This is a genomic window from Paenarthrobacter sp. 10L412 (assembly GCF_056395565.1).
In genome coordinates, this window is sequence record NZ_JBFTJT010000001.1 from 273,896 (window position 1) to 288,042 (window position 14,147).

Below are 14,147 nucleotides of genomic sequence, written 5' to 3' on the forward strand. Positions count from 1 at the left end.
CCCGGCCTCATAAGCCAGGGCCTGGAGGCCGCGGAGCTTGCGGAGTGGACGCCCCTTTCCCGGTTCGCGCGGCCAAGGCCGCCGCCACGGGTCGCCATCACTGAACAGGACTGCGCTGCCGAACCCCTGGCCCACCAGCCCTGAAGCCGCACCTCAGGCCAAAGGTCCCAGAAGCGGTCGTGGACGCTGCCACCCCGGTGAATCTCACCGTACTGAACCGGGACCACCCCTTATTGTGTGAGCAGCTCGAGCCAGGATCTGAACGACGTTGTTACTAAAGTAAGGCCGCATGCGATTCGCACTTCGCTGCCATGAGACACCCACGACCGACTCGTAGAGGTGTATTCTTGCCCGATTCGGTCCGCAGCGGAAAGGGAGCGCCAGAGATGTCGCAATCGGAAGTAGCCCAAGCCATCAGCAGGTCCCGGCAGTACTTGAACGAAAGCCCGGAGAAGGCCCGCTCCCGCGACTCAACGGCCACCGCGGTGCTGGAAGAAGGGCTCCGGGTCCGGGTAGACGGCCCCCACAGCTGGTCCTTGGTGACGGACATGGGACCAGGAGTTGGGGGGAAGGGTTCGGCGCCTACTCCTGGATGGACGCTGCGCTCGGCAAGCGCCGCCTGCTTGGTCTCGCTCATCGCCATGCGTGCCGCCGAAAAGGGAGTGAGCCTAAACCTGCTCGAAGTCGAAGTTGACAGTGAATCTGATGACCGCGGTCTGCTGGGAATCGGTAAGGACACTCCTGCAGGACCCCTTGGTGTCCGCACAGTGGTCCGCATAGCGGCCAATGACACCGAAGAGGCCGCTCTCCGCGACATCGTTCAATGGGCAGACGAGCACTCCCCCGTTGACGATGCGATCCGCCGTGCCGTCCCAGTGGAGCTGACCGTTGTGATCGGCTAAACCGAGACCGACCGATTAGGAAGCAGCTTCCAGACGCATTCAACCGTAAGAGGCTTGCAGCATCCTCGCAGCGACCGCTGCCTACCCTTTGGCTATCCGGGCCCGGCCTTAGAGGCTATGACTGGCAATAGCCTTTCGCATCGCTCAGAGGTGCGGCGCTTCGCTTTTCCGGGTTCAGCGTGCCGGCCGGGTTCACGGAATCTCCTCACAGGCGTTTTCTCCGACAAGAGATCCGTAACGAGCAAAGAATATGTTTGACAACAAACCAGCCCTAGCACCACGCTGTTGGCTAAGGCGAGACTTGATGATCATTGCGGAACAGCGCGCGGGTGGGGGTGTCACACGAGACTTCTCGGTGCGGCAGGCACGGGACGGTCCCTCCCGATGGGCTTCTCCCTCGACGCGCGTTTATGGCGTAATAGGAAACTTTGAACCGGCCCGAGCCGACGGCGACCTCGGCCAGATGAAAGGAAGAAGAATATGACGGATCCCCAAGAGCATCCCCCAGTCCCCACTCCCGGGAATGCGCAGGGCTTGAACCAGAAGGTGGAGGGCGGATGCCCGGTGGCCCATGGCAGTGCCACGGACCAGGGCAGCGAAAGTGAAAACCCGGCGATCGATTCCCCCCAGCCCAAAGGCCACCGACCGCGGACCAACCAGGACTGGTGGCCCAACCAGCTGGACCTTTCCGTGCTGCACACGCAAGGCAAGTCAAGCAATCCGCTGGACCCGTCGTTCAGCTACCGGGAGGAATTCCAGAAGCTCGACCTCGAGGCTCTGAAGCGTGACATCACCGAGGTCCTGACTACCTCGCAGGATTGGTGGCCGGCGGACTTCGGCCACTACGGTGGCCTGATGATCCGCCTGAGCTGGCACGCGGCCGGCACCTACCGCGTCCATGACGGCCGCGGTGGAGCGGGAGACGGCAGCCAGCGGTTCGCGCCGCTCAACAGCTGGCCGGACAACGCCAACCTGGACAAGGCCCGGCGACTGCTGTGGCCGGTCAAGCAGAACTACGGCCAGAAGCTCTCCTGGGCCGACCTGCTGGTCCTGGCCGGCAACGTCGCCTTGGAATCGATGGGCTTCGAGACCTTCGGCTTTGCCTTTGGCCGCGAGGACGTGTGGGAGCCCGAGCAGATCTTCTGGGGCCCCGAAGACGCCTGGCTCGGTGATGAGCGTTACGTGGGTGAAGGCCAGATGTCCGAGGACGTCGGTTCCACTGAAATGGGCCTGATCTACGTCAACCCCGAAGGCCCCATGGGCAACCCGGACCCGGTAGCTGCGGCCGCCTTCATCCGGGAGACGTTCAAGCGCATGGCGATGAACGACGAGGAGACCTTCGCGCTGATCGCCGGCGGCCACACGTTCGGCAAGACCCATGGCGCCGGCCCCGCCGATGCGCATGTGGGCCCCGAACCGGAGGCCGCCAACCTGGAGGCGCAGGGCCTGGGCTGGCTCAGCACCTACGGCAGTGGCAAGGGCGCGGACACCATCACCTCGGGCCTCGAAGTGACCTGGACGGACATGCCGACCCAGTGGAGCAACCGCTTCCTGGAGATCCTGTTCGAGTACGAGTGGGAACTGGTCAAGAGCCCTGGCGGTGCTCACCAGTGGGTTGCCAAGGATGCTCCGAATATCATCCCGGACGCGCACGACCCGGAGAAAAAGAACCGACCCACAATGCTGACGACGGACCTGTCACTGCGCTTCGACCCCGTCTACGAGGAAATTGGGCGCCGCTTCCTCAAAAACCCGGACGAGTTCGCCGTGGCGTTCGCCAAGGCCTGGTACAAGCTGCTGCACCGCGACATGGGACCCGTTGGCCCCCACATGCTGGGCCCGTGGGTTCCGGAAGCCCAGCTGTGGCAGGATCCCGTTCCCGCCGTCGACCATGAACTGATCGACGAGCAGGACATCGCTTCGCTGAAGGCCAAGCTGTTGGGCTCCGGCCTGACCATCCCTCAGCTCGCGGGTACGGCCTGGGCCTCGGCGGCCACCTACCGCAAAACGGACCGGCGCGGCGGCGCCAACGGTGCAAGGATCCGCTTGGAGCCGCAGCGCAGCTGGGAAGCCTCCGAACCGGCGCAGCTGGCAACCGTTCTTCCGGTGCTCGAGCGGGTGCAGGAGGAGTTCAACTCTGCGCAGGCTGCCGGCAAGAAGGTCTCCCTTGCAGACCTGATCGTCCTCGGCGGTGCCGCCGCGGTGGAAAAGGCCGCTGCCGACGCCGGATTCCCCATCACCGTGCCATTCCGGCCGGGACGCACCGATGCCGCCCAGGAGCAGACCGACGTCGAATCCTTCCAGTACCTGCAGCCCAAAGCTGACGGGTTCCGCAACTACCTGCGGCCCGGCTCGAAGCTCCCGCCCGAGACCCTCCTGCTGGACAAGGCCTACATGCTGGACCTCACCGCACCTGAGATGACGGCGCTGGTAGGCGGCATGCGCGCCCTGGGCACCAACCTGGGCGGTTCCAGCCACGGCATGCTGACAGACAAGCCACAGGTCCTGAGCAACGACTTCTTCGTCAACCTGCTCTTGCCGGGCACCAAATGGAGGGCGTCGGAGTCGGAGGAGAACGTCTATGAGATCACAGACGCCGCCACCGGCGAGCTGAAGTGGACGGCAACCCCGGTGGACCTGGTCTTCGGGTCCAACTCACAGCTGCGCGCCCTTTCCGAGGTCTACGCCAGCGAAGACGCCAGGGAGAAGTTCGTCAACGACTTCGTGGCCGCGTGGGCCAAGGTCATGGAGCTGGACCGCTTCGACCTCAAGTAACAAATTCAACTGAACCGCGGTGTCAGGGCTGGTTGCAACTGCAGCCGGCCCTGACACTTTTCGAAACCTAGTGTTCAGCGGGGAAGCTGACCTCAGGAACCCTCCCATAGTCGCTGAGCAGGATGACGTGCTCGCGATCTGCAGCGCGGCGCGCTCCTGCTCTAAGAAGTACTGCGATTCCCACCAGACCGGCACAACAGCGAGTCGGTCGGGAGTTTCGCCGTGCTCGATCGCGTCCCGGATGTGCAGCTTGAGGCAGAAGGCGCACCCGTTGAGCTGGGCCGCTCGGATCTTCACGGGCTCGATCGATCAGACGCTCATCCAAGCCGGAATCCGTTGCGCTCTCCCCCCGTAGACCTCCTCGAAGTGCGCGGCGATTTCCCCGGTAGTCAGCCCACGTGCCGAGAGCGAGAGCACGACCTCGTCGATCCCGTCCAAACGCCGTCTCCGTTTCGGCACGATCACCGGCTCAAATGACCCGTCCCGGTCTCGGGGCACCTCGATCTCAACCGGGCCGATCTCGGTCAGCACAGTTTTTGATCTCGTGCCGTTACGCATGTTGCCAGCGACCGGTCTTTGACCATGTTCGTGCCCAAGGTGCTCGGTCAATTCCGCGTCCAGCGCGGCTTCCAGCACGTTCTTCGTGAGCTGGTTCAGCAGCCCGCCAGGGCCCACCAGGCTCACGCTCTGTTCCTTGGCCTGAGCGAGCAACCGCTCCGCAAGTTCCTTCTGGTCAATGATTTCTCCCCACAGGATCGATCATCATCCCTGTCATCTCGGTCGCGGATTCTGACACGGCCGTCTCCTTCGGATCAGGCCGAACCCCACACACCGTTATTCAGACAGTCCCATCAACTTGGGGCACCCACTCCGGAAGCTCAGCCCCGCTACATCACCGCTCGATCAATATGAAACGCTTGTCACGAGCGATGCGTTTTAACAGGCCTTGCCACGACAGGGTTGGCTTACTGACGACGGGACGGGTGCGTTAGCGGGTCCGTCGCCTGTACCGACGTCAGGGCTTCAGGCTGTGATAGCTCGTGCGCACAATTGGTATATGGCCACCACAGACGTCCTCATTGCATCGACCGAGCAGGCCCGCATAGTCGGGCGCCTGCTGTATGACTTTAACGCCGAATTTGACACACCCGGTCCAACCGTCGAGGAATTTGCCACTCGATTCGGTGTCCTCCTGGCCCGCGCTGACGTTCTTGTCCTCCTCGCCGGCGCTCCGGCCGCGCCGACCGGTTTCGCGTTCCTGACCCTGAGGCCCACCCCGTACTACGACGGATCACTGGCCCAGCTTGAGGAACTCTACGTCCAGCCCCGCATGCGCGGCCAAGGCATCGGCAGGGCACTGGTGACAACCGCGGTCCAGGAGGTCCGGGACCGCGGCGGAGCGGAAATGCACATCAACGTCGATGAAGTGGACACCGACGCCCGCCGCTTCTACGAACGCCACGGCTTCACCAACGTCCAACCGGGCGCGGATTACCGGATGCTGTGCTACCTGCGCGAACTCTAAGACCAAACTAAAATCAGCGCACCGATCGCGGCCCATATGACAGCGCTCGGAAGCTTCGCCAACGGCAGCAATCATTCAAGACCTGCTCCCAGGGACCTACCTCCATAGCTCCTACCTATTAGCTGGATAACCTGAATTGACCCAGCCATGGAGGGATCAGAGTCGCGATCAGGTGATCAGCAAGCAAGGGTTTTCCGACCTCGAAGTCATGTTGCGCTCAGCCCCTGTACCCATGAAGGGGTGTAGGACAAAAACGTCCTACCGGACGCACCACGAAAGGAACCCATAGGCCCCGGTACAGAGCAAGCGGAGGGCCGGCCAGCCACGACCCTGAACCCGCTCCCCCACAACCAAACAGGCGAGCCGCGGCGCCAGGCACACCCCGCGGCCAGTGTCAGAGGGACCGGACCACCTAATTTGTACATACGTTAAAGCAAGAACCCCCTCTGACGAGGGGGTATGCCGTGCCCGAGGTGGGACTCGAACGGGATTCCAGGCCTTGGAAACACTGGGAAATGGCGGAAACATGCGGAATCCGGGCCAGTCCGATGGCCGTACGAGGCAGTCCGAGGTGGAAAGTGTGGACATTGTCCACACTTTCTTTTTTGCCCGCGTATGCGGCCTAGTGCACGACGTGCTCGGCCGGGAAACGCAGGGCACAACCTGACTAGGGAGGAGCGTTCGTTGCTCGCCGGCAGTGCCGACAAGACCTGAGCAGGACGTCATCAGATTTGCTCCTTTCGCACATTCATACCGATTCGACCCGGGGGCGACCTGACTTGCACTCTTCCCTTGGAAAGGGCTGCCGCCTAAGATTCCGAGCGGCATTCTTCTGCAAAAGGACGTGGCGGAAGCGAGCAAGGAGGTTTGCCTGCTGATAGCCGGAGACCTGGCGCTGGATATGGCCTAGCTCTAACCGGAACGCCGCGAGGTTCTCCTGGGCAAGTTACTTGAACTCTTCCCCTAATTCAAAGGCGAGAGAAACTGAGAAGGCGTCGGTAGGCTCGGTGGTGCGCAGCCCGGTGGCGGTGGCCGTCGGCTGCGCACCATCGGACGTGATGACGTCAATTTCCAACACGTGGTCCGATGTCCGGCCGTAGCGTACTGAATGGTTGCCGTACGCGTCGTTACCGGCGGAACCGCCAATGGTCCCCACCGGCTATGTCGACATCAATATTTCAGAATTTATGTTCATGCATGTATTTAGGCAATCCATCAACCGCAGCCTCGATCGCAGGACCTAGCGCTTCGGCAAGTGACGCCGGCTCAATTTCAGTGCCATAGACCAGAAGAGATTGGCTGGGTGCTAGCTGAATGACGTCAATCGTGCCAAGGTGGCGCTCGACTGGAAGGTCGCCGCCCGCAATAGAGTATTGGAATCTTCGCAGGCTTGAGTCGTTAGTCACGACAAGTTCCTCCAGCCGCTCGCCGCTTCCAAGTATGACCGTACGACGGGCGGCACTGCCATCCGATGCGGATATCGCGGGAAACCAATCAGCGATTCTTGGGGCGTCGCTTATGACCCGCCACAATGCGTCCGGGGACACGTCGATTATCACGTGTGACCTATGAGTTGCCATATTTGCTCATTTCTATATCGCTCGAGTACGAGTCTCATACGTCGCATCAGCGCGGCTGGAGACAGTCGTGGGGGCGGATACGTGATTGCAAAGGAGAATCACTACATCTTGCGCTTATGTTTGGAACTCTAGGTTTTGGATCACGGCGGCAATACATATTTTGCTCCTTTTTGCATGTTCAGCTGGTTGGATGAGGCCGCGGACACACGTTGAACAGGATGTAAAACTAGCTTCTCTGCTGTATGGGCTGGTCGACGTACAGCCAGTCGCTGTCGGCCCTGAGTGGGTACAAGTTCTCAGGACCGCGGTTGCCTGCCCAGATACCCGAGGATGAACCGCATGCCGACCAGTGTGGCTGTGGCTGAACGGCCTGCCCTTCTCAATATTGTGATCGCCTTCCCGACCCCGGCACCAACCACCTCGCCGAATGCCGGCCCAGGGACCGCGGCCATGCCCAGGGCTTAACCTTCCTGCACCATGCAGTGGATGGTCATTCCCGGCTTGTACACTCCCAGATCCTGCCCATGAAACCAATGAGACCGCCCCGGCGTTAGTTGGCGACGCCATCGCCCCGTTTCACCGCATGCGGCGTCAAAATCTAGAGGGGACTGACCGATAGCGGCTCCTGCTACCGCTCCCGTGCCTTCGCCGCTCTTCTGCCCGAGGCGGGAGCAGGCACGACGCACCCTACCGACCCCAATCCGGGTGGCAAGGTCTGTGAAGACTTTTGGTGGTGCTGCGTTGGGTCCAGCCTGGCCTCGGCCAAGTCTGACCATGGTGTCCTTGGTTCGATTTGTCGACTGGGCCTGGTGCTGCATCACCAGAGAGATCTACGCCAACATGCCACAAACGACCACTTGACAATATAGGAGCATCGAGCGCATCAACCGCATCCTCAAGAGGAATGGGCCCATGCTAGAGCTACGGCTCAGAAGCCGAACGGCAGGTCTGCTACCCCGGGCTTCGAGTACTACAAGCGCACGCCCCCTATCGCATTCCAACTCGCCTCTCGAGGGAGTGTGGGCTGGCCTGGCGGAGGGCTTGGAGCAGTTCACTCTGACAGCACTGTCCATCGTCCGGCGCCGAACGTTCGCCCCGGCCGCAGCGCTACCAGCGGGCCCACGAGACCATCCAGATCATCCAGGCTCTCTGGGGCAGCTGGCGGCGGGACGCCTGGATTAAGGACACGACGAAAGGTCGGTTCATCGATCCAGAGAAGATCGAGGCCTCGGCGACGTCCGCATCGAGGGCAGCCTCCATCTATCTCTGGGGAATGCTACGCCTGTCCGCAGCCCGAATTCCTAGTTGCCGGATCAGGCTGATCACTCCGAGGAGGAAGGTCGCGGTTCCGTAGACGGCCACCGTCGGCACGAGGCCAAACGTGGGGACCAGGAGTCCTGCAAGGATCACGGGGATGCTGAAGGCTGCGTAGGCCAGGATATACAAGGCTGCCACCAGCCCGCTCCTTTCGTGCGGAGCGGCTAGCGGCATTACCAGGCGCAACGCTGCTGCGAAGGCTGCCCCGAAGCCAATCCCGCCCACCACCTGGCCCGCAACCATCAGCCCCAAGCTCCCAGCCAGCACCCCGGAAAGGATCCCCGCAATACCAACGATCGACGCCATAACGCCGAGGATCATTCCGTCCCGGGATCCAGCTCGCATGAATGCAAGGCCGGCGACTGCAGAAGCCGCCGGCCCAACAAATACCGTGAATCCGATGAGGAGTCCGCTGTCGATGTGGAAGGCATGCCGCACGATGGATGGGCCAAGGCCCAAGGACAGCGCTGCAAGCATCCAGCCGGCGGCGACAGCGGGAGCAGCGCCGGCGAACTCGCCGCGGACAGGTCCGGGTACCCTGATTCGGGGAACAAGGGAGCGAAGGGCTCCGTGCCTGCGAATGCCGCTTTCCTGAGCTAGGGCGGTAGCCACAACGCCGAACACGGTTAGGACTGACAGTGTGGTGAAGACGAAGGCGTTCGGCTGCGGTGCATACTCGATGGCAAGACCTGCGAGCAGGGCTCCCACCCCCAGCCCGCCCGCGACACCAACACTTCCCATTACGGTACCCAGCTTTTTTCTGGTGGGCGGTGCCAGCTCCACCAGGGCGGCACTGAAGGCGCTGGTGGCGGCTCCGGTGGCAAGTCCTTGGACAACCCGGGCGGCGATCACGGCGCCAATATCAGTGGCTGTCAGGAACATGATCATTGATACGAGTTGAACGGACAGGGCGCCGAGGAGGACAGGGCGGCGGCCCACATAGTCGGAAAGGGACCCAGCTGTGAGGAGGGCCAGGAGGAACCCGCCGGCATACACCGCAAATGCCAGCGTCAGCAGGGGTGTAGCGAAGTTCCATTGCCGCTGGTAGTACGTCAGTAGCGTGGTGGGTGCCCCGGCCGCGAGATACAGACTGACGAAGGCCGTGGCAGTTCCAGCGAAGGCGAAACCTTTCGGACGTCGGGTCGTCCTCCTGTCTTCTGTCTGTAGATGAGCTGAGGTTTGTGGTGCGGACATGATGGACTCCGGTGCGGCGGTTGAAGGAATGGGACAGGTCATTCAGATAAGGACGGAATTCTGCCCTCAGGGGCAGTTGTCAGGCAGCGGCTTCATAAAGGCCGGACTCCGCACGTGAGCATGCGCCGGGGAATGAAGACGCTAGTGCCGGCCAGCGGGACCGGGACGGCCGCGAGTAACCGCACGTTGATTCTGTCGATTCCCCGGTGTGAGGAGGGATCGCCGCAAGTTACCTCGTGGAACGCCTTTTTATGAGCTGTAGGTCGATGCGCTGATTTTCGATCGGGTAACTATTCCCCCGCAGATTCTTATTCAGAAGATCCAGTACCGCTTCGGCGGACCTGTGTGTATTAATTCGCAGTCCTGTGATAGGTACCTCGGCGAATTCAGCTAATGGCCCATCTGTCATCGTGGCGATCATGAGCTCTTCTGGAACCGCTATGGACGCCTCGAGGGCAGCATCGAGAACGCCCGCCGCAAAGATACTTGAACTGGTCATGATGGCGTCCGGCGGACTGGCGATCCGAAATAGTTTCGCGGAGATTGCTGCCGCTACCGCTCTGCCACCCCCTGTGTCTGCGACCCGAAGCAGGGGGGCGGCAGCCGTCGATCCGACGAAGTGCATGTAGGCGGAGATGACACCTCGCCTGTACATGTTGTCCGTGCCCCCCACAAGAAGCGCAGTACGTTCAGAACCGCTTTCACGGAGGTGCTGCAAAAGCTGGATTGTCGATTTTTCGTACGCGGCACCAACCCACCAGTGAAACTCGCGCAAGCCAGGATCAGGATCGTACGAGACTACAGGTAGGCCCGATGCCAGGATTTTCCGCAAAGATTCGTCCTGATGATTGGGGGCAATTAGGATGCACCCGTCAAGACGCGAGACACTGCCCACGACATCATCTATGTCGCGGGCAGTGAGCGCATTGAATCCCCGTGTCATTGCGGCCAGAGCTATGGCTCCGGCGAGATTCGCAAATGAAGTGGTGCCAAACTCAGATGAATGCAGCGACTCCGGGGGACGAAGCAGGATAGCCACGTTGCGCTGCGCCGATTGATTTGTGTAACCAAGGCTGGCTGCGATCCGCCAGATTTTTTGCTTGGTTTCAGGTGCGACGTATCTCTTACCGCTGAAGCTGTGGGATGCTGTCGTCAGCGACACCCCTGCAGCTGCGGCCACGTCTCCCAGACGGGCGGTATTTTTCCCCGGCTTAGGCGAGGGCTCGGTCCCTGTTGTGGTCATCAATTTCAGCGTTCGATAGGTGCGCCGTCTCGCGCAGTCCCAGTGAGCATAGTACGAGCACAAGCATCGCGAAAGATCCGTAGACCGCTACGGACAGAGGGTTGTTTCCGGAGACGACCAGCAGACCCGTGGCCACGAATGAAGCAGTTCCGCCGCCCAGGGCTGCACCTATCTGATATGCAACAGACATGCCGCTGTATCGCATTCGGGCAGGGAACTGTTCACCGAGGAATGTAGGAACCGGGCCTTGGGTGACACCGGTTAACACGCCGATTATTGCGAAGCTGACCACGACCATAATGATGCTGTGAGTGTTCACCATTGGGAAGTAGAGGTGCAGAAAACCTGCCATCGCGAGTCCTCCGGAAACCATGACCTTCTTGCGGCCGTACTTGTCTGAGAGGAGGGCAAAGAACGGTGCGCTCAGAATCAGGAGTGCACTGAATACTAGCTGACCCACGAGGCTCTCGGTTGAGCCATAACCGATGCCCTTGAGGTAGGAGAGGAAGAATGTGAAGGCGATGTAAGCAATCGTGTTGTACCCGTAGCTGACCCCGAGTGCCAGAAGTATGGTGCGGGGGCTGCGTCGGATGGCAGCTACGAGAGGCATTCCGTGTCCTTCGTTAGCAGGCTTCTTTTCCTCCGGCATTGCCATCCTGGCGAAGAGGCCGATGATGACGAGAACGCCGCCGATAAGGAACGGAATTCGCCAGGCGAAGGGAGTCAGCTGGCCGCCGAAGGCAAGACTTATGAGCGTGAACACGCCAACGCCGAGCAGCGTCCCGATGCCGATCCCGGTGCTGGTGAAACTACCCCAGAGACCCCGACGGTTGGGGGGAGCATTTTCCATACCAAACAGGGCCGCGCCGCCCCATTCGCCACCTGCTGCGAAGCCCTGCACAAGTCGCAGCGCTACGAGCAGTATCGGCGCCCAGATACCGATGGTGGCAAAGTCCGGGAGTAGTCCGATGAGGAAGGTGCTTACACCCATGGTCACCAGGGTAAGGATAAGCATTCGTCGCCGGCCGAACTTGTCCCCGAAGTGACCGATTATGACTCCTCCCAGCGGACGAGCGATGAAACCTGTTCCGAAAGCAGCAAAGGCAAAGAGCGTTCCGATGATGGGTTCGACGGAGGGAAAGAAGACGGTGTTGAATACCAGACCTGCGGCCAAGCCGTAGATAAGGAAGTCATAGTATTCAAGGGCGGTTCCAAGCCCTGAAATGAGAAAGGCACGAAGTGGTGACACTTTGCCCGGTTTGTTACCCCCGACGGTACCTTGGATTTCGACGTTTTGTTGCATGACAGTTGGTCTCTCAATCTCCGTAAGCTGCGGATTCGATTGCGGATGATGTTTTCCCATCGCTGGTGATCGCAATGTTTGGACGGGCGTAGTCGATGGCGTAAGGGTCGTTGACCTCAGGAATGACGGTGCACCCCAGATCCTGCAGAAAATGCGCGTCAGGAAGAAGCGTTTTGGGCACTGTAATCGTCGTGCCGCTGGCGTCAATACGTGGTTGTTGCAAGGCCTCCTCGGCCGTCATTCCTTCATCAACCAGGTTGATGATTAATTGGGCGACAGCACTGATGATGCGTCGGCCGCCAGAGGCCCCCACGGCCATGCTTCTCCTACCGTGAGTGACGATGCACGGTCCCATGTTCGCAACGGGTCTCGCTCCCCCAGCTATGCTGTTAGCTGCTTGGGGTAAAGCATTGAACCAAGCCATCGCCGAGTCAAAAAGCAGACCGGTGCGAGGACAAATCACACCACTACCAAAATGATTTGCTGCCGTATGGGTGATAGCTACCGTACGGCCTTGAACGTCCGTTGCGGATATGTGAGTAGTTCCACTGGTGGGCGCCGATGCACCGAGAGGAGACCAATCTGGTGCGGTCCCCTCAGGAGCAAATGAGGGCTCATGCGGCCTACGGGTGGCAAACGTGCGCCAGGGAACGTCATCGTTCCAATGATCGACGTCATCACCATGGGCACAGAGAGCTGCGATGCCAGCAATGTAGGACGGATCCAGCAATCCCCGCTCCGGGACGGACACGAAGTCTGGGTCACCCAACCAGTGATAGCGATCGGCAAACGCATGGCGGATGGCCAAAGCAAGGCTTCTCAGTCTCTCGGGCCTCTCCTTTCCTTTGGAAACGTCGGGATAGATGGACTCCCATATCTTAAGGATCTGCAACTCAGTCAGCCCACCACCTGGAGATCTGGGCACGGATACGTGAGCCCCGCGGTAATGGATGCTTTTTGCCGGGCCGATTGATGGCGCGGACGCCTTGAAGTCCTCCATGGTCAGAAGACCTCCGATCTCTTTTGAGGACATCACCATACGTGCGGCGACTTCCCCATCCGTAAGGGTCCGCAGGGACGAAGAGGCTACCTGTTCAAGCGTTGCCCCCAACTCCTGTTGGCGGATCCTCTCTCCCTCGCCAAAGGAAGGACCGTAGAACCGCTGCGAAGACCGTCCTCGTGGCAAGCCATCGTCGGCAAGAAAAATCCGAGAGCACGTTGGGTCTTTTTTAAGTCGCTCAAGGTCGCTCATGGCATTAAGAACAAACCACGAGTCCGACCTGAATCCTTCATGGGCAGACTCGATGGCCGGCTGGCATACGTCTTTCCTGGAGAGCCGCCCCCAACGCTCCTGCGCAGATAGCAGACCGAGAAGGGTTCGGGGAACTCCGTTGGCACGAGGGCCATCTACGTTTGCGTTGTCCCTGACTGAGTGGATACCCAGAATCGCGGCAGCTGGCGCGCGGGAATCCAGAAGGAACATTTCGGCGGTTGCCGCTAGTGGAGCCTTGGGCCCGAATTCCACGGACTGCGGCGGTGCTGCAGTGCCGTCGCTGTAAAGAAGGAAGCCAGAGCCGGCAAGAGTGGTCTCCGTTGGTTCTATGACTCCGGCGACTAGGGCTGCGGCCACGGCGGCATCGACGGCGTTACCACCCTTGTGGAACATCTGCAGCCCAGCCTGGACACTTTCTTCTCGTGCGCAGACAACGGAACCCAGTTGGTCATCCGCTCTAGTGGAGACGGGTGTGAGTGCTCGAGTATGCGATCGCAATTGCAAACCTCCGGATCGATGATCTTCATTCATGTAAAAGTCTATGATTTAGGTCACGTGCCGCCCCTAGATTTTGCATAATTTTGTACCGGCCATTACTGCGAGGACTTGGGGCCAACTGATGCTCTTGATTGGGCGCCACAGCAGGGGTCTCTCCTGCGGCGATCTCAAGTGCTCCGGCCTTGCCGGGTCCCATCTCAATAGTCCCGAATATCATTGAGGCCCACTATCAGGCGTCTTGGGCGGATCCCACACGCTATTGGCGTTGCCTTCCGGGCAAGCCCAATGGCCGCGGCCACCCGGAGGTCGAACTGATCCAAGCTGTCGTGCTTCTCTCGGCCAGTGGGGCGTGGCAAATATCACTCAAGCCCTTGTCAACTCATACATTCGGAACTATATTTTTCTCAGGCTCCCACTCGGGTAAGGCACTGAAATGGCCGCCACCCTCAGGCAGACCCTTTGAGTAAGTCCACCGCCAGTGGTTGGATGCAACTCACCCACTGCGGATCGCCACCATGCCTTCGCCTCACTTCATCT

At 60.5% G+C, this 14,147-nt stretch carries 10 protein-coding genes and 1 pseudogene; 3 read left to right on the plus strand and 8 right to left on the minus strand.

Annotated features, from left to right (window positions below):
* Window positions 1-386 precede the first annotated feature (386 nt).
* Window positions 387-902, plus strand: a complete 516-nt coding sequence (locus AC1DD7_RS01250) for an OsmC family protein (RefSeq protein WP_477513462.1) — start codon at window positions 387-389, stop codon at window positions 900-902.
* A 480-nt stretch (window positions 903-1,382) separates the two neighbouring features.
* Window positions 1,383-3,677, plus strand: coding sequence for a catalase/peroxidase HPI (katG, locus tag AC1DD7_RS01255; protein ID WP_477513463.1), 2,295 nt, complete (start codon window positions 1,383-1,385; stop codon window positions 3,675-3,677).
* On the opposite strand, the gene AC1DD7_RS01260 is transcribed toward katG, so the two are convergent.
* Window positions 3,558-3,974, minus strand: coding sequence for a carboxymuconolactone decarboxylase family protein (locus tag AC1DD7_RS01260; RefSeq protein WP_477513464.1), 417 nt, complete (start codon window positions 3,972-3,974; stop codon window positions 3,558-3,560). The two genes, katG and AC1DD7_RS01260, sit on opposite strands and share 120 nt — an antisense overlap.
* A 36-nt stretch (window positions 3,975-4,010) precedes the next feature.
* Window positions 4,011-4,440, minus strand: a pseudogene (locus tag AC1DD7_RS01265) (transposase); the annotation flags it as partial.
* 294 nt (window positions 4,441-4,734) lie between these two features.
* Between AC1DD7_RS01265 and AC1DD7_RS01270 the strand changes: the two are divergent.
* Entirely contained in the window at window positions 4,735-5,202 is a 468-nt protein-coding gene (locus AC1DD7_RS01270) for an N-acetyltransferase family protein (protein WP_477513465.1), read from the plus strand.
* 946 nt (window positions 5,203-6,148) lie between these two features.
* Here the strand turns inward: AC1DD7_RS01270 and AC1DD7_RS01275 are convergent.
* The 6 genes from AC1DD7_RS01275 to AC1DD7_RS01300 form a co-directional block, all read right to left on the minus strand.
* On the minus strand, window positions 6,149-6,358 hold the full coding sequence (locus AC1DD7_RS01275; protein ID WP_441432233.1) for an FAD-binding protein: 210 nt from the start codon (window positions 6,356-6,358) through the stop codon (window positions 6,149-6,151).
* 22 nt (window positions 6,359-6,380) lie between these two features.
* Window positions 6,381-6,782 carry an SRPBCC family protein gene (locus AC1DD7_RS01280; protein WP_477513466.1) on the minus strand — a complete coding sequence of 134 codons (402 nt, stop codon included), beginning with the start codon at window positions 6,780-6,782 and terminating at the stop codon, window positions 6,381-6,383.
* 1,260 nt (window positions 6,783-8,042) lie between these two features.
* Window positions 8,043-9,293: an MFS transporter gene (locus tag AC1DD7_RS01285; protein WP_477513467.1), complete on the minus strand. Its 1,251-nt coding sequence runs from the start codon at window positions 9,291-9,293 to the stop codon at window positions 8,043-8,045.
* A 229-nt stretch (window positions 9,294-9,522) separates the two neighbouring features.
* Window positions 9,523-10,473 carry a LacI family DNA-binding transcriptional regulator gene (locus tag AC1DD7_RS01290; RefSeq protein WP_477513468.1) on the minus strand — a complete coding sequence of 317 codons (951 nt, stop codon included), beginning with the start codon at window positions 10,471-10,473 and terminating at the stop codon, window positions 9,523-9,525.
* A 31-nt stretch (window positions 10,474-10,504) separates the two neighbouring features.
* Entirely contained in the window at window positions 10,505-11,839 is a 1,335-nt protein-coding gene (locus tag AC1DD7_RS01295) for an MFS transporter (RefSeq protein WP_477513469.1), read from the minus strand.
* Between the two features lie 13 nt (window positions 11,840-11,852).
* Window positions 11,853-13,643: a gamma-glutamyltransferase gene (locus AC1DD7_RS01300; RefSeq protein WP_477513470.1), complete on the minus strand. Its 1,791-nt coding sequence runs from the start codon at window positions 13,641-13,643 to the stop codon at window positions 11,853-11,855.
* Between the last annotated feature and the right edge of the window lie 504 nt (window positions 13,644-14,147).

Coding starts and splice junctions, on each gene's coding strand:
- AC1DD7_RS01250 (WP_477513462.1), top strand. CDS start 387: ATGTCGCAATCGGAAGTAGCCCAAGCCATCAGCAGGTCCCGGCAGTAC.
- katG (WP_477513463.1), top strand. CDS start 1,383: ATGACGGATCCCCAAGAGCATCCCCCAGTCCCCACTCCCGGGAATGCG.
- AC1DD7_RS01270 (WP_477513465.1), top strand. CDS start 4,735: ATGGCCACCACAGACGTCCTCATTGCATCGACCGAGCAGGCCCGCATA.
- AC1DD7_RS01280 (WP_477513466.1), bottom strand. CDS start 6,782: ATGGCAACTCATAGGTCACACGTGATAATCGACGTGTCCCCGGACGCA.
- AC1DD7_RS01285 (WP_477513467.1), bottom strand. CDS start 9,293: ATGTCCGCACCACAAACCTCAGCTCATCTACAGACAGAAGACAGGAGG.
- AC1DD7_RS01295 (WP_477513469.1), bottom strand. CDS start 11,839: ATGCAACAAAACGTCGAAATCCAAGGTACCGTCGGGGGTAACAAACCG.
- AC1DD7_RS01300 (WP_477513470.1), bottom strand. CDS start 13,643: ATGAATGAAGATCATCGATCCGGAGGTTTGCAATTGCGATCGCATACT.